This window comes from Embleya sp. L77, from assembly GCF_055557415.1.
The window spans coordinates 3078322-3100473 of the sequence record NZ_CM145709.1; the positions used below are offsets into that span (position 1 = coordinate 3078322).

A 22152-nucleotide genomic window follows, 5' to 3' on the forward strand; every position below is an offset into this window, starting at 1 on the left:
ATGTCAACGACCCGGGCACGAATTAGTCACATGATCGGCCGGACAAGTCCTAGCCGCGGGTTGATCCCTGCGGACTACGCCGACGCCACGCACGCCACCCTCTACCGCTGTATGCACGCCTTGGTCGCCGGGGCGAACCCGTGGACTCCCTAACGCTGGCGTGGCCACTCCCGCGGTGAGCGACACGAACACGCCCCCGACCGCCGCACGCTCACGCACCGGCACGGCCACCTGGCCCACGACCGGCCCCGAACCCACAAGCCCTACGGCCGCTCAAGGGCACCGCATCGGAAGACGACCGTGACCGAGGTAAGCGGAGGGCGTTCCTCGGGAGGGCCCACGCACAGTAACCAAACTGCGCCCGCCGCGCTCCCCCGAGGGGTCAAATGAGAGAGCGCACGTTAGCGCGGACGCTCACGGATGAGCTCCACTCGCGCGGATTTTCGACCCTCCACGCGGATTTCTGCACCTGGTGGCATCGGATGCACCCCAGCGAAGAACAGCTCGCAATGTGTATTTTGTACGCTTCGGAACACTCGCAACCCCTCTCCGCCCGCAAGCGTCTGCATCCACATCCCCGCAGGTCACGGCGTGTCCGGGGATACTCGCAGCATGTTCGATCCGATACCGGTACTCTGCCGGTGGGCAAAAAGCGGAACACCCGCCGACGCCCAACCGGGCCGTTAGCTCAATTGGCAGAGCAGCGGACTTTTAATCCGCGGGTTCAGGGTTCGATCCCCTGACGGCCCACCTGCGCGGGCAGTGGAAATACGCCTACTGACCTGCATCTTTGCGCCCCGCCCAGTCCCCGACCGGCGGGGCGTAAACGTGTCCTGAACGGCCGGAGTGCCCTGGGTGTGCCCGCCGGGTTCGTCGTCGACCAGGACGGCCGGTTGGATCCAACGGACGTCGTCGGCCTCATCGTTGACGGTGGGTGCACCGCCGGCCGGGCGTCCGATGTACCTGCTCTCGTATTGCTGGGGATCTCAAGCTGACCAGCGGCGGCTCAGGCTGCGGCGACATGCACAGCGGGCGGAGGCAACCGGTGACCGACCGCTGCCCTTCGGCCGCGAGTTCAGCGCTTGACGCGGCCTCGGATGGCGAGCGCGGCCAAGCCCAAAAGGACGGGTTCGAGGAAGCGGGACGTCATCTCGATGTAGGTGCCCGCAGTGGTGAGGTTCTGCCCGGAAGAGCGGAAGACCACGGAGTTCAGGACGACCCGGGTGGCCTTCTCGGCGCGTTTGCCAGTCAGCCTCGTTTGGGGTGAGCCCGTCAGGACGGGGTCGGGGTTGTCGGTCGTGAGCGCAATGTTCCGCCCGATCAGGGTGCCGTTCGTCCGTGGGTTGGGGTCGCTGGTGGGGAGGCCCCAGAGCATCATCGCCAGGACGGTGGCGGTCATGGCAAGGCCGAGCCAAATCAGGGCGCGAGAGGCGCGCAGGCCGTAGCCGGACAGGGCCCAGTAGGCGGTGAGGAGTCCGCGCTCGGCACGGTTGCGGCCGGGGCGCCGGTCGAGGCGGCGCATCTCCATCTCGCCCATGTAGAAGTCGGCGGCGCCGGGTTCGTCCTTGCCGTCCTCGAAGGCTTTGCGGAGTTGGCGGTACAGCGCGGCAAGCGCGGCCGGCCCCGGCACGGGGGACGGAGAGCCGAACGAAGGCGACGGTGCGGGCGTCCAGCCGGCGCGCAGCCGTGGGCGATGCATGGGCAAGGCACGCCAATGGTGTTCCTCGGCCAATGCCAGGCGGTCGGTCCAGCGCAGGGGGATGCCGCGGAGCGGGTCGATGCCTGGTGGTGTCCGGGCGAAGCGTGTATCGCCTTCCAGGCGCAGTTGGTCGAGGTGGAAGGCGCCGAGGAACCGGCACTGGGTGAGGTCGGTGTCGGTGAGAACCAGGTTCGCGGCGTCGACCCCGTTCACGCTCCGCACCCGTACCGGGTCGGTGTCCGCAGCGGCCGAGACCACGGCCAGGGGGAAGTTGAGGACTGCGCCGCTCATGTCGAGATCGGCGTGCCACAAGCGCAGCGTCGCGGTCGCCTCCCAGCGGGTCCGTGCGCACCGCAATTCCCTGGCTGCGGCCTCGATCACCACTGGCACGCCGAACACCGCCCCCCACAGGTCCAACACCCCCCAGCACCACAACGGTCCAAACACCGCCATGGACTCGAACCTCACACCGGCGAACCTGGCGTCGCCGCCGACCACGGCACCGTTGAAGTAGGCGTTGCCGGTGAGCGTCGCGTTCAGAAAGCTGGCGTCGGCGGTGAACGTCGTGTTCCGGAAGCCGGCCTTGGTGGCGAACGTCGTGTCCTGGAAGTTGGCGTTGGCGGTGAACGTCGCGTTCGGGAAGTCGGCGTCTGCGGTGAACGTCGCGTCCTGGAAGTTGGCGTAGGCGTTGAACGTCGCGTCCCGAAAGCGGGCGTCTGCGGTGAACGTCGCGCCCCGGAAGTCGGCGATGGCGGTGAACGTCGCGCCCCGGAAGTCGGCATCTGCGGTGAACGTCGCGCCCCGGAAGTCGGCGATGGCGGTGAAAATCGCATCCTGGAAGCGGGCGTTGCCGAGATGAGGATCGGTTGTGGCGGGGTCGCGGAGTACGTCGAGGAGTTCGGTCAGGAGAGGGTGGTCGAAGGTGGTGCCGCGGTGGTCGATGGCGGAGCCGGGGGCCAGGATGGCCAGGTACGCGGCCCGGTCGGTGGGGTAGAGGTGGGCCAGGCATCGGGTGTGTCCAGTGACGTGTATGCCCCGGCATCCGACGGGGTCTGCCGTACTCACGCCTTCCGCGCAGTGCGGCCACGGCAGGGGTGCGGGCAAAGGCGCAGGAGGCAACGTCATGCCATCGGGGACGACCCTCGGCGAGCGGGTGGTTGCGCAGGCGGCGAGGACAACCTGCTCCCTGCTTCGCGCCGGCCGACGCTGCGTTCCACGAACACATTACGAACACATGCCGCCGGAAACACCTGTGCGACGCTGAGATCCCGAAGGGCGTTTCGGCTGGTGGCGGCATGTCGCCGGGGCAGTGGGGCGACCCTGCGCAGGGGGCTTTCGAGTTCGCGGCACAGTCGAACTTCCCTGCTCGGCATGCGAGTTCGATCCGACGGTGGCCGGTGGGGCGGGATCGGGTCTGGAGCCGGTGGCGTCAGGCCCCATCGGCGCCTGTCCCGTGTGCCCAGGCCGGGGGTGTCAGGCCCAGGGAGCGGATCAGGTCGTGGATTTCGGTGCGGTAGATCCGGCCCGGGTCGGCGGTCTGGGCGCGCAGGTGGCCGTAGATCTCCAGGGACACCAGGCCGTGCAGGCGGCCCCATACCCGGAGGGCGAGCGCGACCGCCGTCGGGGGCAGGTCGGGGAACTGCGCGCGGACCAGGCCGACCAGGGTCGGGTCGAAGTCGGTCCAGTCGTACACATCGGCCGACTGCAACGCCTGGGCGGACGGCCACGCGGCGGCGACCAGACCGGTGAGCCCCGCGCAGGCCCGGTGCCCAGCCTCGACCGCAGCCCCGCCGACCGGCGCCTGATAGCCCGGTACCGGATCGCCGTAGATCAGCCGGAAGCCCTCCGGATTGGTCAGCGACCATTGCCGGAACGCGCTTGCCCAGGCCAGAAGTCGGCCCGCCGCGTCCTCGACCGGCAACTCGTCCCGAGCGGCCTCCGCGGCCTGCACCAGCGACAGGTAGACCTCACTGATCAGCACGCTCACCAGGTCGTCCCGGGTCGCGTAGTAGCCATAGATGGCGTTCGCGGTCATGCCCATCTCTCGGGCGATCGCGCGCAGCGTGATCGCGCCCGGGCCGCCCTCGGCCAGCAGCCGGAGCGCGATCGTCTTGATCTCGCGGGCGGTCTCCACCCGTAGCCGGGCCCGGCGGGTCGGCGTGCGTTCGTCCATGGCCATGACCGAACTCTACAGCGTTGCGATACTGCTCGCCGTGCTGTAACTATACGGCGTGTAGTAAATGCACGCCGCATACCTGCCGCATGCGCACCGCATACACAGCCCATGGTCCGGATCGCACAGATCGGCTCTCGTCTTGCCCGTTTCCCCCGCTCGGAACAACTCCGCCCGGCGCAACACTCCCGCCCGCCCCACATCCGCGCGGAGGACGTCCGGTCGCGATGCCCCGGTCCGGGGCGCTCCCGCCCGGGCGACCCTGGCCGTGCTCGCGGGTGCGCAGTTCGTGGTCGCCCTCGACTACAACATCGTCTACGTCGCCCTCCCCGAGATCGGCGCCGGACTGGGCTTCGGCGCCCAGTCGTTGCAGTGGGTGGTCAGCTCGTACGCGGTGACCTTCGGCGGCCTGCTGCTGCTCGGCGGTCGGCTCGTCGACCGGCTGGGCGCCCGTCGGATGTTCCTGTTCGGCCTGACCCTGTTCGGCCTGGCCTGCCTCGCAGGCGGCCTCGCCGGCAACCCAGGGTCGCTGTTGGCCGCCCGCGCCGTGCAAGGCGTCGGCGCCGCGATGCTCGCCCCTGCGACGTTGTCGCTGATCAACACCGGCTTCGCGGAAGGCACCGAGCGCACCCGCGCACTGTCCATCTGGTCAGCCGCCGGCAGCGCGGGCCTCGCGGCCGGCGCTCTCCTCGGCGGCGTCCTGACCGAACTCGGCGGCTGGCGCTGGGTGATGTTCGTGATGGTCCCCGCCGCAGCGGCGATCCTGTGCGCCGCCCCACGCGCCCTCGGACCGAGGCTGCCAGGACTCCCGAAGCCGGCGACCCCATCGATTCCACCGACGGCGTCGCGGCAACCGGCTCCCCCGAACGCCGACGAACGCGCCGGCCTGGATGTCCCCGGCGTGCTGCTCGCCACCGCCGGCTCCACCCTCCTCGTCTTCGGCCTGGTCAGCGGCCCGGAAGTGGGCTGGGCATCGATCCGCGGGGCAGGCGCGATCGGCCTTGGTGTCGTGTTGCTCGGTGCCTTCCTGCTCGTCGAGCGACGCACCCGCGACCCGCTCGTACCGCTTCGCCTGCTCGGCAACCGCAGCCTGGCCGTCGCGACGGCCGCGATCCTGGTCTTCCAGAGCGGTCTCGGCGGCGCCTACTACGTCTTCACCACGTATCTCCAGAACGGCCTGGGCTACAGCGCGCTGCGTACCGGCCTGGCCTTCGTGCCGGTGACCGTGTTGTCGGTATTCGCCGGCATGCGGCTCGGTCCCGCGCTGATCGGCAGCCGGGGCCTGCGGGTCACGCTGTTCGCCGGGATGCTCGGCAACGGACTGGGCATCGGTGCACTCGCGCTCGGCATGTCGGCCGACAGCCCGTTCGCGGCGCTGCTGCCGGGCATCCTGATCTGGGGCATCGGCGGAGGTGTCACCTTCACCGCGCTGTTCGTCACGGCCGCCTCCGGGGTGGCCGCCCACGAGCAGGGCATCGCCTCCGCCTTGGCCACCACCGCCCAGCAACTCGGCGGCGCGGCCGGGCTCGCCGTGCTGATCGCCGTGGCCAATGCCCACCTGGACCTGGACGCCGGGCCGGCCTCCCCCGCCGACCTCGTGGACGGCCTGCGCACCGCCGGCCTCGTCGCGGGCGCGGCAGCCGTACTCGGCGCGTTCCTGGCCTTCGCCCTCAAGCGCCCGCCGACCACCACGCCGACGCCGACGCCGCCCCGGGCCGCCGCACCCGCGCACCCCACGACCACGGCCTCCAACGCCGACACCATCACCGCGCCCACCACCCACCCCACGACCAACCGCACGGAGCACACCCGATGACCGCGACCACGACCCGCCCCGACTGATCCGCAGACGCCGGGCGGCGAGCCGAAAGTGCTCAATGCACCCGCCGCGCCCGCCGCCCGACGCAAACGAACGATGGGCCCCGACCACCCGGTCGGGGCCCATCGCTGCACACGCCTCGTCATGCTCGGCTCACACCAGAGCGTCCACCTTCACCGCCGACCCGTTCGACCCGTTCGACCCGCCCAACGCATCCGACCCGTTCGACTCCGCCGACTCCGTCGAGCCCGCCGCGCCCTCTGCCTGCCGCCTCGGCAGCAGTTGCACCAGGGCTGCGACCGCCGCGCAGAAGGCGGTGAGCAACCACAGGCCGTTCACGAACGCGTCGCCGAAGGTGTCGGCCGTCGGCGCGTCGCCCAGCGTGTCGTAGAAGACGATGCCGACCAGGGCCACCCCGAGTGCGCCGCCCACCTGCTGGGCCGTGGAGAGCAGGCCCGCGGCCGAGCCGGCGTGCCTGGCCTTGATCCCGGCCAGTACCGTCGCCGCCATCGGACCCATCACCAGGCCCATGCCGAACCCGGTCAGCGCAAGCCCCGGGATCAGTGCCAACGTCGCGTGGGTGGCGGACAGCGTCTCCACCAGCACCACGTGCCCCAGGCCCTGCACCAGCGCGCCCACCGCCAGCACCTGTCGACCCAGCTTCGCCGCGATCTGCCCCGAGATCGCCGAGGACAGGAAGTATCCGACTCCCAGCGCGATGAACAGCAGCCCCGAGTCGAGCGCCGACATCCCGTGTCCCATCTGCAGGTAGAGCGCCAGGATCAGGAAGAAGGCCGCGTTCACCAGGCCGTACACCAGCGCCATCGTGATGCCGACCGAGAACGGTCGCTCGCGGAAGAGCACCGGGTCCACCAGCGGCGCACCGCCGCCCTGGCCCAGCCGGCGCTGGTACAGCGTGAACGCGCCGAGCAGCAGCGGAGCGACCCCGAGGGACAACCACGTCCACAGCGGCCAGCCTTGCTCGCGGCCCTGGACCAGCGGCAACACCACGGCGACCAGGCCGAGCGTGATCAGCGCGGTACCCACCAGGTCGAGCCGGGTGCTGCCCTCGCCCCGGCTTTCCGGCACCAGCCGCGGGGTCAGCGCCAGAGCAACCAGGCCGACCGGGACGTTGATCCAGTAGATGCTGCGCCAGTCGAGCCCGAACAGGTCGGCCTGGATCAGCGCGCCGCCGATGAGCTGACCGAAGACTCCCGCGAAGCCCATCGCGAGTCCGTACGCGGTGAACGCCTTGACCCGCTGCTCGCCGACGTACAGCACGTTGATGATCCCGAGCACCTGCGGCATCAACAGCGCCGCCGCCGCGCCCTGCAGGACCCGGGCGGTGATCAGCATCTCCGCGTTCCCGGCCAGACCGCAACCCGCCGAGGCGAGGGTGAACAGTCCCAGGCCGATCGCGAACATCCGCCGCCTGCCGTAGATGTCCCCGAGCCGACCGGCCGTGATCAGTCCGGCGGCGACCGCGAGCCCGAAGCCCGCGACCACCCATTGGATCGCGGCCGGAGTCGCGTGCAGATCCTCCTGGGTGGCCGGGATGGCGACGTTGACGATGAAGAAGTCCAGCGTGGTGATGAAGATTCCGGCGAGCAGGACCAGCAGCGCACCCCACGACTGCCGGGGCGTCGATGCCTCTGCTGCGGGAGCCGTGGCCGTCGTGGCGGCGGACATGGGTGTTCCTTCCGTTCCGGGCGAACGCGCCGAACGGCGCGCGAGGGGGTCGATATACGAGAAGCCGAGGCGCGAGAGCCGTCGAGGTGCGAGAAGTCGAGGCGCAAGAGCGGTCGAGTCGCGCGACGGGGTCGAGCGGCACAGGAAGAGGCGCGCGCCACGACGCGAAGTCCAGGAGGAGCAGGAGGAGCAGGAGGAGAGAGAAGAAAAGGAGGAAGAAGGAGGGCGCGAAACGCGTCACCGCGAGGACACCGGGGGCCGGGCGCTACCGTGGCCCGGCCCCGAATCCGTCGAGCGCTACCTCACCGGGTCACAGACCGGCCGGAACCTTGTCCAGGAAGCCGCAGACCAGGGCGATCCGGCCGTCCTGGGCGACCTGGATCACGTCGAAGCCGACCGCGATGGCCTCTTCACCCGCCGGGCCGAGGTTCCACGTGAAACGTGCCGTGTCGTGGTGGCCGTCGACCGCGCCGCCGAGCGTGAACACGAGCCCCGCGAACTGCCCCTGCACCGCGCCCAGCGTGGCGTCGATCGCGTCGTGGCCCTCGGCCGCCACCAGCGGGTCGACGTAACGGGCGTCCTCGGTGTAGACCTCTTCGACCAGCTTGCGGCGCGCGGCCGGGTCGGTCTCGTTCCAGGTGGCGATGTAGCGCTCGGCCAAGGCGGTGAAGTCGATGTTCGTGGTCATGGTGACCGTCCTTGTGTTTCCTCCGGGCTTCCGGCTGTTCCGGCGAGCTCCGTTGCCCATGAACCTACGGAGCCCCGTACCGACGGGAATCAGTCCCGCATAGGTACTTTGGCGCAGGAGAGATCAGTACCGACGGTCAGTACGGGGTCGAGACCGGCGTCAGCACCGAGGATCGACACCAGGGATCGGCACCGAGGATCGGCACCGGGGATCGGCACCAGGGATCAACCCCAAGAACCGACCCCAAAGACCGGCCCAGAGACCGACCCGGAGGTTCGACCCCAAGGACCGGCACGACGGACCAGCACCAACGACCGGCACGAAGGACCGGCACGAAGGACCAGCACCAGAGATCGACACCGAAAGATCGGTGGACATGGGGGACGGCAAGGCATGTTGTACGGACGAGACACCGAACTCGGAACCATCGAGCGCCTGCTCGCCGACGCCCGGGACGGCCGCAGCGGCGTGCTCGTCGTGCGCGGCGAACCCGGCATCGGCAAGACCGCACTCCTGGATCACGTGCTCGCCGGCACGGACATGCGCACGATCCGGGGCACCGGGGTCGAGTACGAGGCCGAACTCCCCTACGCCGGGCTGAGCCTGCTGCTCCGCCCGGCACTGGGACACCTGGACCGACTGCCCGACCCGCAGCGGCAGGCCCTGGCGGCTGCCTTCGGGCTCGCCGCGGGCGAGCGCTCCGAGCCGATGTTCGTCGGCCTTGCGGTGTTGTCGTTGTTGTCCGAGTACGCCGGCGACGGGCCGCTCCTGTGCGTGGTGGACGACGCGCAGTGGTTGGACCGGGCCTCCCGCGACGCACTCGTGTTCGCCGCCCGCAGGTTGTACGCCGAGGGCATCGCGCTGATCTTCGCCGCCCGCGAGGACCGGCACGCCTTCCCGGTCCAGGGCCTGCCCGAACTGTCGTTGGCGGCGCTCCGGCCCGAGCACGCGAGCGCGCTCCTCGACGAGCACGCCCGGGACATGTCCGCGACCACCCGCTACCGCGTGCTCGTCGAGTCCCGAGGCAACCCGCTCGCGCTGATCGAACTGCCGGTCTCGCTCGCGGGCGAACGGTCCGGCGACACCCTGCGTCCGGGCGCCCTGCCGCTCACCAGTCGGCTACAGATCGCCTTTCACGGCCAGATCACCCGGCTCGACGAGCGGACCGGGATGTTGTTGCTGCTGGCCGCGAACGACGACTCCGGCGAGTTGGGCATCCTGCTCCGGGCCGGTGCCGGGTTCGGCGCAGGCCCCGCGGATCTGGCCGCCGCGGAGGAGGCGTCGCTGATCGTGGTCGAGGACGACCGGCTGCGCTTTCGGCACCCGCTGATCCGGGCCGCGGTCCAGCAGGGCGCGCCGATCGACCGCCGACTCGCCGCACACCGCGCGCTGGCCGACGCGTTCGACGGGCCCGACCACGCGGATCGGCGCGCCTGGCATCTGGCCGCCGCCGCGACCGGCGTCGACGAGCCGGCCGCGACCGCCCTGGAGAGCACCGGCGAACGGGCCCGCGAGCGCAGCGGCCACCTCGCCGCCGCGCTGGCCTACGAGAAGGCCGCGCGGCTGAGCGAGGACGTCGGGGCGCGCACCCGCCGCCTCGTACTCGCCGCCGAAGCCGCCTCCGAGGCGGGCGAGCTGGACCGGGCCCGCACCTTCGCCGAGCGGGCCCAGTCGACCGCGACCGACGACGCGATCCGGGCCCGGCTGCTGCACGTGCGTGCGCTGTCCGACTTCTGGCAGGGCGGGTTCGTCAACGCGCACGAGTTGTTGCTCCGGGGTGCCGCGCTCACCGCCGCCGGCAGGCCCGAACGCGCGGCGCGCATGCTGCTCCAGTCCATGCACACCGCGTGGTACCTGGGTGAGGCCGAACTCGATTCCACCATCCGGGAGTTGGCCGCACTGGATCTGCCGCCGACGGCATCGGTGACCCCGGTCGTCGAGTTCATGATCGCCGCATTTCCGCCGAAGCCGGACACCGAGAACCCCCACTCCGAGCACCCGGGCCCCGAAAACCCCGCCTCCGAGCACGCAGCGTACGAACACCCGGCCGCCGAGCGCCCGAACCTGGGCGACCTGATCCGCGTCGCGCCCCGAACCGGCAACGAAGAACAACGCGACCTGCTGCTGGCCTGCGGCGTCGGACTGGCCCTGGGCCAGGACGTGGACGCGCACCACATCGCGTCGCTGTTCGCCCGCGACAGCCGAATGCACGGCGGGATCGGCCGGTTGCCGACGATCCTGTTCTTCGTGGCCGAGGCGGAGATCTTCGAGAGCCGCCACACCGACGCGTTGGCCACCGCGTCCGAGGGCCTGCGGATCGCGCAGGACAGTGGGCAGCAGCAGTGGATCAGCCAATTCGAGAGCGTACTGGCCTACCTGGCGGGCATCACGGGCGACGAGGAGGCCGCCCATCGGCACGCCGACGCGGCACTGGCCGGCGGCGTGGGCAGCGCGATGCCGGCCGGCGCGCCGTGGTCCGCGTGGGCACTTGGGCTGCTGGATCTGGGCCTAGGCCGCCCCGAGTCCGCGCTGAACCGGCTGGAGCGGCTGGCCCGGGAGCCGCTACGGCACCACATCAGCGCGACCCGCTCGATCCCCGACCTGGTCGAGGCCGCGGTCCGCTTCGGCGCCCCCGAACGGGCCCGCGAGCCGCTGGCCCGCTTCGAGCAGTGGGCCGGGCGGGCCGAGCAACGCTGGGCCGACGCGCTGGTGTTGCGCTGCCACGCGCTGTTGGCGAACGACGACGCGGCCGAGGAGTTGTGGCTCGCCGCGCTGGCCCGACACGAGAGCGAGCGCCGGCCGCTGGAGCGGGCCCGAACCGGGCTGCTGTACGGGGAGTGGCTGCGTCGACTGCGCCGCAAGACCGACGCGCGCGACCGGCTGCGCACCGCGCTTGAGGAGTTCGACCGCCTCGACGCCCGGTCCTGGGCGGATCGTGCCCGTACCGAGTTGGGCGCGATCGGCGGCAGCGCGACGCCCCAGGGCCCGCAGCCCGCCGGTGTGCTCGCGCTGCTCACCCCGCAGGAGCTACAGATCACCCGGCTCGCGGCGCAAGGGCTGTCCAACCGGGACATCGCGGCCCAGCTGTTCCTCAGCCCGCGCACGGTCGGCCACCACCTCTACAAGGCCTATCCCAAACTCGGCATCGTCTCGCGCACCGAACTGACCGCGATCCCGGAACTGGCCGCGCTCACCGGTTGACCCGAAACCACCCCTGTCCCCGAACCACGAACCGCCGCCGCCCACGACCCACCACCGATCCCCGGACCGCCAGCGATCCCCCGACCACGAACGATCACCGCCCCGAACCGCCACCGACCCCGGGACCACAACCCGCCACCGACCCCCCGCCCCCAATCCGTGAACCACCGATCGCCGCCCCGCCCGGCGGCCGGCGATCAGCCGCCGACGCCGATCCGCGCGGGCCGATTCCACTCCGCCGCGACCCCGCGCAGCACCGGGTGCTCGGCTCCGCCGCCGGCACGGATGTGCTCGTACAGCGTGCGCAGCACATCCGCGCCGTCGGCCGCCCACAACTGTTCGGCGACGCGCGTCAGGGAGAAGTGGAACCACCCGAAGTTGATCGCTCCCCGCTCGAACGAGCGCTCCATGTCCTCGAGTTCGCGAATCGGAGTGACCTCGACCGGCAACTCGTCCACGGTCGCGGTAAAGGCCCTTAGGGCGGGCAGCAGTTCCGGTTCCACTTCCTGCGTGTAGCCGACCATCGCGAGATTCGCGTGCAGCTCGGCGATCCACATGCCCGGGTAGGCGGGCCACGCCTGATCCTGGAACAGGTGGGTGAGTTCGTGCACGGCCACCAGGTCGAAGTACGGCCGCAACGCGGGCGGCTCCCCGTACTCGGCGCGCAGCACGGCAGCGGCGCGCGCACCCAGGTGCGGCCGGATCGCCGCGAACAGCTCGGTGCCGAACCACCCGTCGTCGGCGGCCACCCGCAGATGGTCCTCCGCACCCTGAGGCGTGCCGTAGAGCGGTACCGTCGCCACGCCGTCCCAGTCCGCGGCATCCGCCACGGACAACCGGATGCGCGCCGCGAATCCCAGCCGTTCGGTCAACCACGCGGCGGCACGGTCGACGCGCTCCGCAACGAACGCGGCCCGCTCCCGCGCGCCCTGGCTGTATCGGACCGTACAACCGAAACCGTCGAGTGTCGCCAACGCCGTCACGCATACCTCCGGGTGAGTTCGGCCGCCACCATAGGCACAGCGATCCCACCTCCGCCCGGATTTCCACACCCCGAAACGCCCTTGCCAACCCGTTGACCGAACCCCCGGCCACCGAACCACCCGGCCACCCGGCCACCCGGCCACCCGGCCACCCAGCACGATCCGCGCACGAACCCGTCAGGCAACCGAGCCCGTCGACCCACCGAACCCGTCAGGCGACCGAACGCATCGGCCCGGGCCCGCCGACCAACCGAACCCCTCGACCGACCGAACCCGCCGACCGACCACCCCGAGACAAGCAACCCCGAGACCGGCAACCCCCTCAGGGCTTCCAGAGCAGATCGCGGCCCGAAGCCCCGAGCGCCCGCTCGAACGCGGACGCCCCCTCCGGCACCGCCACCGGCACAGCGAAGCCCTCGTACTCGCGGTACATCTCCGCATACCTCGCCACGATGCCCTCGACCGCCTCGCCCAGCTCCACCGACGCCCGGTAGTCCTGCCCGGTCGCCCGGGCCACGTCCCAGCCGTGCAGGGTCAGCTCCAGGAGCAACATTGCGGCGATCTCCGTCGCGGGCATCGTCCCGCCGCCGCCGAAGTCGATCTCGCCCTCCCACACGGCCGGCTCCGCCCATGCCGCCACCCCGCGCCGCAGCTGCGCGCCGTAGGCGTCGGCCCAGTCCGGCTCGGCCACGAAGTCGCGTGTGGTCAGCTTCTCGGGCAGTGCCGTGCGCCGCGCCCGGTGCTCCAGGCCGTGCGAGGTGTAGACGATCCAGTGGTTGAGCAGCGCCCGGGTGTCGTATTCGGGGCAGGGGGTCGGTCCGGCGATCTGCTCGGGCGCAACGCCGTGGGCGAGCCGATCGGCCTCGGCGGAGGCTTCGACGAAGAGATGGTGAATGTTCATGGACACGACGCTATGCGGCCCACCGAGACCGGTCTTGAACAAACGCGACAAGCGCCGGCCGGGCGACGCCACAGGACGCATCGGGCCATGTCACAGGCACCGTTTACGGTGGTTGTATGAGGCTTCCCTACCGCAATCGCGGGGTGCTGCGCGCGGCCGTCGCGCCCGGCGCCTGGGACGTGAGCCTGTACGAGCCGGCCGCCGATCTGGCGCCCTTCGTCGACTACCACTGGATCGTGCGCTGGGACCTGCGCGGGCGATCGCCCTACCGGCAGAAGGTGCTCTCCCACCCCAACGTGCACCTGGTCTTCGAGCAGCCGCACCCGGCGGTGTACGGCGTGGTGCGGGACGTGTTCGAGCGCGAGCTGAGCGGCGCGGGCCATGTGTTCGGGATCCGATTCCGCGCCGGCGGCTTCCGGCCGTTCCTGACCGGCCCCGTGGCCGCGCTCACCGACCGGGTGCCGCCCGCGGCCGACCTGTTCGGCCCGGGCGTGGTGGCCGTGGGCGAACGGGTGCTCGGCACCGTCGACGAGTCCGACCGGGTCGCCGTCGTGGAGTCCTGGCTGCGGGGCGCGCTGCCCGCACCGGCCGACACCCCGACCGGCGTCGACCCGACGATCGCCGAGGTGGCCGCGATCGTCGAGCGCATCACCACGAATCCGAACCTGTTCCGGGTCGACGACCTGGCCCGGGAGGTCGGCGTCCCGGTCCGCCGACTTCAGCGGCTGTTCGCCGAATACGTGGGGGTCGGCCCCAAGTGGGTGCTCCGCCGGGCCCGCCTCCAGGAGGTCGCCGAGCGCGCCGAGCACGGCGACGGCATCGACTGGGCGGCACTGGCCGCCGATCTGGGCTACGCCGACCAGGCCCACCTGACCCGCGATTTCACCGCCGCGGTGGGCACCGCACCGGGCCGCTACGCCAGGACCTGAGCATCCGCGGACCCCGGTCCCGTCCGGCGGACCCCAACACGCCCCCGCCCGGTCCGCCGAACCAGAACCCACCCCGCACCCTGCCCGCACCCTCCTCGCACGGGCCCCGCACCCACCCCGCGCGGGCCCCGACCGTCCGCGCGCCGAAAAATGCAATCCTTGACGGGTGCCCACCACGCTCGTCGAAACCCAATTCCATGCCGTCCTGAGCGCGTCCGACGACGCCCTGGAGGACACGATCGATCTCGGCGCGTCCCTGCTCGCGGCCTCCGCCGCCGACTGGCCGCAGATCTCGCGCGCGGTGCTCGCGCTGTACGACCGCACCGCGGACGGCTGCTGGCGACGCGGCTGGCAACCCGCCGACGTGGTCCGCGCGGTCACCCGCGAGCTGGGCGAACGCCACGCCCCGATCGCCGCCGACCTGGTCGCCGCCCAGGCCCGCAGCTACTCGGGCACCGGCCGCCGCTGGACCGCCCAGCTGCGCGACCTGGACGCGAGCACCCCGTGGTGGAGTTCGGACGACGCCTACCTCACCGAGTTGGGCGCCCGGGAGAACCTGGACCGCTTCGGCACCGCCGCGCGCGTGCTCGAACTGCTCCGCTCGATCGCCCGCCTGCCCGCCATCGAGCCGCTCGCCGCCGCGTCCTTCCAGGAGCCGGCCCGCAAGCAGCCCGCGACCGGCGCCCCCCGCCAACTCGGCCGGGTGCGCGCCCTGCTCGCCAAGGCCGAGTCGAGCGAGTTCCCCGAGGAGGCCGAGGCGTTCACCGCCAAGGCGCAGGAGCTGATGACCCGGCACCGGATCGACGAGGCGCTGCTGGGCGCGCAGGAGGGTTCGCGCCACGCGCCCGCCGCATGCCGAATCGGTGTGGACAACCCGTACGAGGGCGCGAAGGCACTGCTGCTGGACGCGGTCGCCGACGCCAACGGCTGCCAGGCGATCTGGTCGAGCTCGCTGGGCTTTTCCACGGTGGTCGGCTTCGACTCCGAACTGGACGCCGTCGAACTGCTCTACACCTCGCTCCTGGTGCAGGCCACCGCCGCGATGAACCGGGCCGGCTCGCGCTACCACGAGTCCGGCCGCTCCCGCCGGACCAAGACCTTCCGCCAGTCCTTCCTGATCGCCTACGCCGACCGGATCCGCGAGCGGCTCACCACCGCCAAGGAGGAGGCCGAGGCAAGCGCGAACGAGGCCGCGGACAATCGCCTGCTGCCGGTCCTGGCCGCCCGCGACGTCGCGGTTCGGGAGACCACGGAGCGCATGTTCCCCACCAAGACCACTCACCGCCTGCGCGGTCGCGACGCGGACGGGTGGCGACACGGCCAGGCCGCCGCCGACCGGGCCGAACTGGGCCTGCGGGACAAGCTGGACCGCGGCGAGCCGGCCCGCTCGTAGGTCCACGAAACCGAAACCGCCACCCCGAATGCATCGAGGCCGACAGCATCGGATCCCCGAAAGATCGGGACCCGAAAGCATCGGAAACGGCCCCAGCTCCACAACAGCCCCAAGGCCGCGAAAAAGCGTCAGATCCGCGGCAACCAGTTCCCGCGCTGCGCCGGCACCGTCGAGGCACGCGGCCCACAGCGCCCCTCGGCGACCGCCCGATGCGCCTGACGCGCCGTCATACCCGGTCCCGCCAACGGCTCGACGTCCTCCAGGTGGAGCGGGTCGCCGCACACCGAGCAGACCACGGCCGGTTCCGCCTCGTGCCCCTCGGACCCGCCGTGCCGGTAGACCACCGGCGGCCCGGTCTCGTCCGCGAGCCAGGTGTCCCCCCACTGGCCGATCGCCACGAGCACCGGAAAGAAATCGCGGCCCTTGGCGGTCAGGACGTACTCGTGTCGGGGGCGCCGCTCCTCGTACGGGACCCGATCGAGCAGCCCCTCCTCGACCAGCCGATTCAGCCGCTGCGCCAGCACGTTGCGGCCGATGCCCAGGTTCTCCTGAAGGTCCTCGAACCGCCGGACCCCGTAGGACGCCTCGCGCAACACGAGCGGCGTCCAGCCGTCGCCGAACAACTCCAGGACGCGCGCGATGGAACACGGCCAGGTTCCGAACGAGGTCCGCTTCATGTCGCCACATTACTGAGCGGGGCGGGATCGATACGCGATCGATCCCGCCCCGCTCAGTGTTTTTGACTACACGTCAGTTACCGCAAGGTCACTCGGCGCTTACGCGTCGCGCTTCCAACGCGGCTTGCGGTCGCCCGCCGGGCCGCCGGCCGGACGGTCGTAGTGACCGTCCCGGCGCGGCGCACGGTCGTGCGAACGGTCCCGGTCGTTGTAGGACGGCCGGTCGTTGTTGTACGTCGGACGGTCACCGCGCGGGGCGCGGTCGTTGCCGTAGGCGGGGCGGTCGCCGGTACGCGGCGCGCGGTCCCCGTACGACGGACGGTCGCCGCGGTAGCCACCCTCGCGCCGGTCGCCGCCGCCGTAGGACGGACGGTCACCGGTACGCGGTGCCCGGTCCCCGTATGCGGGACGGTCACCGGTACGCGGCGCGCGGTCCCCGTACGCGGGACGGTCGCCGGAACGCGGTGCCCGGTCGCCATAGGCCGGCCGGTCACCCGTGCGCGGAGCGCGGTCGCCACTGTTGTAGGCCGGACGGTCGCCGCTGTTGTACGCGGGACGGTCGGCACGCGGGCCGCGGTCGCCCGACGGACGGTCGCCGCGGTAGCCACCCTCGCGCCGGTCGCCGTAGGACGGACGGTCACCGGAACGCGGTGCCCGGTCCCGGTCGCCGTAGGACGGCCGGTCGCCACGCGGCGCGCCGCCACGACGGTCGCCGCCGCGGTCGCCACCGTACGGCGGACGGTCGCTGCCGCGGTCGTTGCGGTCGCCGCCCCGGTAGCCACCCTCGCGCCGGTCGCCGCCGCGCTCGCCCCGGTCCGGACGCTCGTAGCGCTCGGTCCGCACCGGCACGTCGCCGTTCTTCGCGGCCTCGGCCAACTCAGCCGCCTTGCGCCGCAGTTCCGCGGCCTCGGCCTTGAGCTCGATGATCCGACCGGCGAGCCGCTCGGCCTCGGCCTCGGCCTCGACCGCGGCGTCCGCCACGGACTGCGCCTTGACCTCGGACAACGTGCGCGCGCCGGTCAGCTTGCGCATCTCCGGGTCGTTGGAGCCCTGCACCCGAAGGCGGGTCGGCTCGACGCCGGCGTCCTCCATCAGGCGGTCCACCGTGCGGCGCTGGTGCGGCAGCGCGAGCGTGACCACCGCACCGGCCTCGCCGGCACGCGCGGTACGCCCCGCGCGGTGCAGGTAGTCCTTCGAGTCGGCGGCCGGGTCCACGTGCAGGACCAGGTCGATGCCGTCGACGTGGATGCCGCGGGCGGCGACGTCGGTGGCGACCAGGACCGGCGTGCGGCCCTCCTTGTATTCGGCCAGGGTGCGGGTACGCGCGCCCTGGGTCATCCCGCCGTGCAGCGCCTCGGCACGAACGCCCGCCTCACGCAGCTGCTGCGCGACGCGGTCGGCGCCGAACTTGGTCCGCACGAAGATCATCGTGCGCCCGCGACGGGCCGCGATGGCCGCCGTGACGTACGTCTTGTCCTTGGGCTGCACGACCAGCACGTGGTGCGACATGGTCGTCACCGACGACGCGTGCGGGTCCACCGAGTGGGTGACCGGGTCGACCAGGTACTTGCGGACGATCGCGTCCACGCCCTTGTCCAGCGTCGCGGAGAACAACATCCGCTGACCGCCGGCCGGGATCAGGTCGAGCAGCGCGGTGACCTCGGGCAGGAAGCCCATGTCCGCCATCTGGTCGGCCTCGTCGAGGATGGTGATCTCGACGTTGTCCAGCACGGCCGAACCGCGGTCCACCAGGTCCTGGAGCCGACCGGGGGTGGCGACCAGGATCTCCACGCCGCGCTCCAGCGCGAAGATCTGCTTAGGCATCGACATGCCGCCGGTGACCGTCTTCATCCGCAGGTCGAGAATGCGACCGTAGGGCTCCAACGCGTCGTGCACCTGCATCGCGAGCTCACGCGTCGGCGTGAGGATCAGCGCGAGCGGGCGACGGGCGCGGGCCTTGCGACCCGACAGGCGGGTCAGCATCGGCAGACCGAAGCCCAGCGTCTTGCCGGAACCGGTCCGACCCCGGCCGAGGATGTCCTTGCCGGCCATCGCGTCCGGCAGCGTCGCCGCCTGGATCGGGAACGGGTGGGTCACGCCGCGGCGCGCGAGCGCGTCCACGACGTCCTTGTGCAGACCGAACTCGGCGAAGCTGGGGCCGGTCGGCTCGGGCACGGCCTCGGCTTCGACCTCGTCCGAGGCGTCGTCCGCCCCGTCGAGCCCGGCCTCGTCGGCGGCGGCGTCCTCGACGCTCGCGTCGACGTCCGTGTCGCCATCGGTGTCGTTGTGCACATCGGCGTCCGTCGCGGCCTCGTCCTGCGCCGCGAGCTCGGTGTCGCCGTCATTGGTGTCGTCGTTCTCGACGACCTCGGGAGCGATCTCGGTGATCTCCGCGGCGACCTCGGTCACCTCGGCTGCCTGCGCACCCGCCACACCCTCCTGCACCTCGGCACCTTCGGTACCGGGCATGGGCGTAGCAGTGTCATTGGCATAGGGGGGCATGCAAAACCTTCCGGATGCGGCCCGTCTCGAAGGTCCGCAGCCGAAATGTGGTCGCACGAGAAAGCGACACTTCTGCGGAGCACCAGAACGAGCCTACGAGGCGCCGCGACTCATGGCGGTGCCTGGATATGGGCAAAGCGATTCACCAGCGTACCCGATCACTGCGCGTTTACGCCTATCGGGTGCGTTCGTACTCCACCCTCAGACGTGCGTCCTCGTGCACGACGAGCAGCCTCGGACGTTGCCACGACCAGTGCTCGGGGAGCAGGTACAGCGTCCCCGGGGCACGCCGCAACAAGCGCAGTCCGGTGTACCGGAAACGGTAGGAGGCGCCGATTTCTTCCTCGACCGCGATCCCGTCGTCCGATCGCATCCGCAGATCCTGCATCGAATACAGGACCACCCCGGTCCGCCTGGGCAGTTGGTGCGCGACGGTCTTGCCCGCGTCCCGCCCGGACACCTTCGCGTACGCCCCCGACGCCCAGAACAGACACAGCACCACGACGGCCGCGGTCAACAGCACCGACGGCGACCACGGCCGCGAGCCGGCCGCGGAGCTGCGCCGGTGCGCCCCGATCCGGCGCGAGAGCAGCACCCCGTACGCACTGATCAACAGCCCCAGCGCGAGCGCGCACGGCAACAGCAGCGGCCACCACTGCGCGCCGCGGACGGGCCATCGGTACACCCCGAACCAGGTCGCGCCCGGCAGCACGAACCACGCGCAGCGCAGCCACCACGCACACCACGCGGCGATCCGCCGGTGCCGACGCAGCCACACCAGCAGCCGGGGATGCACCACCCGGGTCGCGAGCAGCCCGGCGACGAGCACGAGCAGCGGCCGGTACAGCGCGCGCAGGCCGTCCGCCAGATACTCCAGGGTCGGCCTGTCCAGCACGCTCTCGTCGAACCCGAGGTACTCGGACCGGGCCGAGTCACGTGCCCAGCCGAAGTGGTACAGCAATCCGGTGAGTACGAGCGCGACCACCACGAAGGCGGTCACGAACTCGCCGTTGGCGCTTGCCGATCGCCCCTCCGGGGCGCCTTTGGCGACCTCGGTGCGCGCCGTCTCGACGACCCGATGGGCCCGGTGCGCGGACCTGCGACGCCTGGGCGCCCGTCGATCCGCCGGCGGGGGTCCGTGTTCCACCACGGGTGCGGGCTCGATGCTGTCCGGTTCGCCGAACCACTGGGCGAGCATCGAGACCGGCTCGCGGTGGGACACCTCGGCATGCCCCAGCGCGAGGTTGCCGGTCGTCCGAAAGGGCGCGAACTCGGCCGACCCGCCCGGGATTTGCTCGCCCCGCCCGGCCGGCTCGACGGGCTCACCGGAACCGGCCCGGGCGCCCGGCCCGTCGGCGCCCTCGCCCGCCCGGCCCCTTCCCCGGGTCCGCGGCTCCGGATCCCCCCACGCCTGTCCGGGCCCCGGTTCGTACGCCTGCGGCCCCGGCGCGCGCCGCCACTCGCCGCGAGCGCGCGGCACGGCCGACTCGGCCGCTGTGGGCCCGACCACCCGGGTGGTCGATCCGGTTCCGGGAAACTCGGGCTCATCGTCGGCGAAGTCCGGCATCGGCCCGATGTCCCCCTGCGTGGTCACCGCTTCAGCATGGGGACGGAAAAACTCCGGCTCCAATTCACGACCTCACGCGTCACCCATTCGGCCGCAGCGCGTGAGGGCGCGACGGGAGCGCACGAGATCCCCGACCCGACGTCCGGGCCGGGTCCCGGTCCGGCGGATCCCGATGCGGCGCGGCCCCACCGGGATCCGCCGGACAGGGCCTAGCGTGCTCTGGTGTCACAGACCCGAGTACTCACCGCCGTCTCGATCGGCGGCGCCATCGGGGCGCTGGGCCGCTGGGCACTCGCGGAGGCGCTCCCCCACAGCGGCACGGCCTTCCCGTGGGCGACCCTGCTCACCAACGTCACCGGTTGCCTGCTGATGGGGATCCTGATGGGCCTGACCCCGCCCGGCCCGCTGGTCCGCCCCTTCCTGGGCACCGGTGTGCTGGGCGGCTTCACCACGTTCTCCACCTTCGCCGTCGAGACCCGCACCCTGGCGGCCGGCCACGCGTGGGCCTCGGCCTTCCTCTACGTCGTGGGCAGCGTCGCCCTGGGCCTGGCCGCCGTACAGATCGGCCTCGCCGTCGCCCGCCGCCCGCGCGGGGTCGCCGGATGATCCCGCTGATGGTGGTCCTGGGCGCGCTGGTCGGCGCCCCGCTGCGCTACCTGACCGACCTGCACGTGTCCGCGCGCACCAAGTCGGCCTTCCCGTGGGGCGTGCTGACCGTGAACGTGGTCGGCTCGCTGATCCTGGGCGTGCTCACCGGCCTGGCCCCGGACGAGCGGATCGCCGCGCTGATCGGCACCGGCTTCTGCGGCACCCTCACCACGTTCAGCACCTTCGGCTACGCGACCGTGGACACCTACACCCGCGGCCGGCGCGCCGCCGCCGCCGGCTACGTCCTGCTCAGCCTGACCCTGGGCCTGGCCGCGGCCACCCTCGGCCACACCGCGGCCCGCTGACGCACCGTCAGCCGTACCCGTGCTCGTGCAGCCACTCGTCCCCGATCCCGAAGTGGTGCGCCACCTCGTGCACGACGGTCACCTCGACCTCCTCGACGACGTGTTCGTACGTCTCGCAGATCCGCAGGATCGGGTTGCGGTAGACGGTGATCCGGTCCGGCAGGACGCCCGCGTACCAGTCGCCGCGCTCGGTCAGCGGGATGCCCTCGTACAGGCCGAGCAGGTTGGCCCCGTGCTCGCCGTCGGGGGCGGGTTCGTCCTCGACGAAGATCGCCACGTTGTCCATGAGCCTGGTCAGCTCAGGCGGGATCCGATCCAGGGCCTCGGCCACCAGTTCCTCGAACTCCTCGCGCGACATCTCCAGCACTCCCCCATTCTGCGGGTTCGCACCCCCGTTCGCGGGGCCTGTCGCGGGCCCGCACCGGCCCCCGGTTATCCGCTTTGCAAGCGCCGCCGAAAACCCCGTATAGTTCGGGACGTCCCCGACGGCAACAAGACGCCGGACACGGCCAACAAGCCCCCATCGTCTAGTGGCCTAGGACGTCGCCCTTTCAAGGCGGTAGCACGGGTTCGAATCCCGTTGGGGGCACGCAACAAACCCCCTCCGGGGGCCGCAACAAGCCGGACAGCCAGTACGGTAGGGTTCAACACGAAGGAAGCCCAAGGAAACGCGGGTAGAGGTCCTGTGGAGCAGTTTGGAGTGCTCGTCACCCTGTCAAGGTGAAGGCCGCGGGTTCAAATCCCGTCAGGACCGCAAGATGGAAAGGTCGGGGCGCCGAAAGGCGCCCTGATCCATCGAGGCCAGGTAGCTCAGTTGGTACGAGCGTCCGACTGAAAATCGGAAGGTCGGCGGTTCGACCCCGCCCCTGGCCACCGCAGCCGGAGAAACCGACGCCCCAGACGATTCGTCGTCCGGGGCGTTTTTGCATTGCCGAACCGTGCGCCGGTGGACCGGCCCGGCGGCTCGGCACCGCGCCG

The 22152-nt window shown here is 71.5% G+C and carries 16 protein-coding genes and 4 tRNA genes; 10 read left to right on the forward strand and 10 right to left on the reverse strand.

Annotated elements, in window-relative coordinates; all coding sequences use genetic code 11:
* The first annotated feature begins 677 nt into the window (after window positions 1–677).
* Window positions 678–750: transfer RNA gene (locus ACZOOI_RS12945), tRNA-Lys, on the forward strand.
* 325 nt (window positions 751–1075) lie between these two features.
* Here the strand turns inward: ACZOOI_RS12945 and ACZOOI_RS12950 are convergent.
* A complete protein-coding gene (locus tag ACZOOI_RS12950; RefSeq protein WP_465280793.1) occupies window positions 1076–2764 on the reverse strand; it encodes a pentapeptide repeat-containing protein in 1689 nt (562 codons plus the stop codon).
* A 364-nt stretch (window positions 2765–3128) separates the two neighbouring features.
* Window positions 3129–3878: a TetR/AcrR family transcriptional regulator gene (locus ACZOOI_RS12955; RefSeq protein WP_465280794.1), complete on the reverse strand. Its 750-nt coding sequence runs from the start codon at window positions 3876–3878 to the stop codon at window positions 3129–3131.
* A 136-nt stretch (window positions 3879–4014) separates the two neighbouring features.
* On the opposite strand from ACZOOI_RS12955, the gene ACZOOI_RS12960 reads away from it, so the two are divergent.
* Entirely contained in the window at window positions 4015–5688 is a 1674-nt protein-coding gene (locus ACZOOI_RS12960) for an MFS transporter (protein WP_465280795.1), read from the forward strand.
* Between the two features lie 156 nt (window positions 5689–5844).
* Here the strand turns inward: ACZOOI_RS12960 and ACZOOI_RS12965 are convergent, their stop codons facing one another.
* A complete protein-coding gene (locus ACZOOI_RS12965) occupies window positions 5845–7380 on the reverse strand; it encodes an MFS transporter (protein WP_465280796.1) in 1536 nt (511 codons plus the stop codon).
* 310 nt (window positions 7381–7690) lie between these two features.
* Entirely contained in the window at window positions 7691–8068 is a 378-nt protein-coding gene (locus ACZOOI_RS12970) for a nuclear transport factor 2 family protein (RefSeq protein WP_465280797.1), read from the reverse strand.
* 393 nt (window positions 8069–8461) lie between these two features.
* On the opposite strand from ACZOOI_RS12970, the gene ACZOOI_RS12975 reads away from it, so the two are divergent.
* Window positions 8462–11269 carry an ATP-binding protein gene (locus ACZOOI_RS12975; protein WP_465280798.1) on the forward strand — a complete coding sequence of 936 codons (2808 nt, stop codon included), beginning with the start codon at window positions 8462–8464 and terminating at the stop codon, window positions 11267–11269.
* A 197-nt stretch (window positions 11270–11466) separates the two neighbouring features.
* Here the strand turns inward: ACZOOI_RS12975 and ACZOOI_RS12980 are convergent, their stop codons facing one another.
* The gene (locus tag ACZOOI_RS12980) at window positions 11467–12252 is read right to left on the reverse strand and encodes a hypothetical protein (RefSeq protein ID WP_465280799.1); all 786 of its coding nucleotides are present in this window, start codon (window positions 12250–12252) and stop codon (window positions 11467–11469) included.
* 322 nt (window positions 12253–12574) lie between these two features.
* Entirely contained in the window at window positions 12575–13153 is a 579-nt protein-coding gene (locus ACZOOI_RS12985) for a TIGR03086 family metal-binding protein (RefSeq protein WP_465280800.1), read from the reverse strand.
* 116 nt (window positions 13154–13269) lie between these two features.
* Between ACZOOI_RS12985 and ACZOOI_RS12990 the strand changes: the two genes are divergently transcribed.
* Entirely contained in the window at window positions 13270–14082 is an 813-nt protein-coding gene (locus ACZOOI_RS12990; protein ID WP_465280801.1) for a DUF6597 domain-containing transcriptional factor, read from the forward strand.
* Window positions 14083–14248: 166 nt separating this feature from the next.
* Window positions 14249–15475 (forward strand): DUF2786 domain-containing protein, encoded by a 1227-nt coding sequence (locus ACZOOI_RS12995; RefSeq protein WP_465280802.1) that lies wholly within the window; start codon window positions 14249–14251, stop codon window positions 15473–15475.
* A 128-nt stretch (window positions 15476–15603) separates the two neighbouring features.
* Here ACZOOI_RS12995 and ACZOOI_RS13000 read toward each other — a convergent pair whose 3' ends face one another.
* The 3 genes from ACZOOI_RS13000 to ACZOOI_RS13010 all read right to left on the reverse strand — a co-directional run bounded on the left by ACZOOI_RS13000 (window position 15604) and on the right by ACZOOI_RS13010 (window position 20248).
* The gene (locus ACZOOI_RS13000; protein WP_465280803.1) at window positions 15604–16152 is read right to left on the reverse strand and encodes a winged helix-turn-helix transcriptional regulator; all 549 of its coding nucleotides are present in this window, start codon (window positions 16150–16152) and stop codon (window positions 15604–15606) included.
* Between the two features lie 99 nt (window positions 16153–16251).
* Window positions 16252–18621 carry a DEAD/DEAH box helicase gene (locus ACZOOI_RS13005; protein ID WP_465280804.1) on the reverse strand — a complete coding sequence of 790 codons (2370 nt, stop codon included), beginning with the start codon at window positions 18619–18621 and terminating at the stop codon, window positions 16252–16254.
* Window positions 18622–18829: 208 nt separating this feature from the next.
* Window positions 18830–20248 carry a hypothetical protein gene (locus tag ACZOOI_RS13010; RefSeq protein WP_465280805.1) on the reverse strand — a complete coding sequence of 473 codons (1419 nt, stop codon included), beginning with the start codon at window positions 20246–20248 and terminating at the stop codon, window positions 18830–18832.
* Between the two features lie 195 nt (window positions 20249–20443).
* Here ACZOOI_RS13010 and crcB (ACZOOI_RS13015) point away from each other — a divergent pair, with 195 nt between their 5' ends.
* Both crcB (ACZOOI_RS13015) and crcB (ACZOOI_RS13020) read left to right on the forward strand, forming a co-directional pair.
* Window positions 20444–20827: a fluoride efflux transporter CrcB gene (gene crcB, locus ACZOOI_RS13015; protein WP_465280806.1), complete on the forward strand. Its 384-nt coding sequence runs from the start codon at window positions 20444–20446 to the stop codon at window positions 20825–20827.
* Window positions 20824–21174 (forward strand): fluoride efflux transporter CrcB, encoded by a 351-nt coding sequence (crcB, locus tag ACZOOI_RS13020; RefSeq protein WP_465280807.1) that lies wholly within the window; start codon window positions 20824–20826, stop codon window positions 21172–21174. The genes crcB (ACZOOI_RS13015) and crcB (ACZOOI_RS13020) overlap by 4 nt, the downstream gene beginning before the upstream one ends.
* 7 nt (window positions 21175–21181) lie before the next feature.
* On the opposite strand, the gene ACZOOI_RS13025 is transcribed toward crcB (ACZOOI_RS13020), so the two are convergent.
* Window positions 21182–21541, reverse strand: coding sequence for a metallopeptidase family protein (locus tag ACZOOI_RS13025; RefSeq protein WP_465280808.1), 360 nt, complete (start codon window positions 21539–21541; stop codon window positions 21182–21184).
* A 149-nt stretch (window positions 21542–21690) separates the two neighbouring features.
* Between ACZOOI_RS13025 and ACZOOI_RS13030 the strand changes: the two genes are divergently transcribed.
* From ACZOOI_RS13030 to ACZOOI_RS13040, 3 genes are all read left to right on the forward strand, one after another.
* Window positions 21691–21763, forward strand: a tRNA-Glu gene (locus ACZOOI_RS13030).
* A 90-nt stretch (window positions 21764–21853) separates the two neighbouring features.
* Window positions 21854–21928: transfer RNA gene (locus ACZOOI_RS13035), tRNA-Asp, on the forward strand.
* A 45-nt stretch (window positions 21929–21973) separates the two neighbouring features.
* Window positions 21974–22047 (forward strand) — tRNA-Phe (locus ACZOOI_RS13040).
* The last annotated feature ends 105 nt before the right edge of the window (window positions 22048–22152 follow it).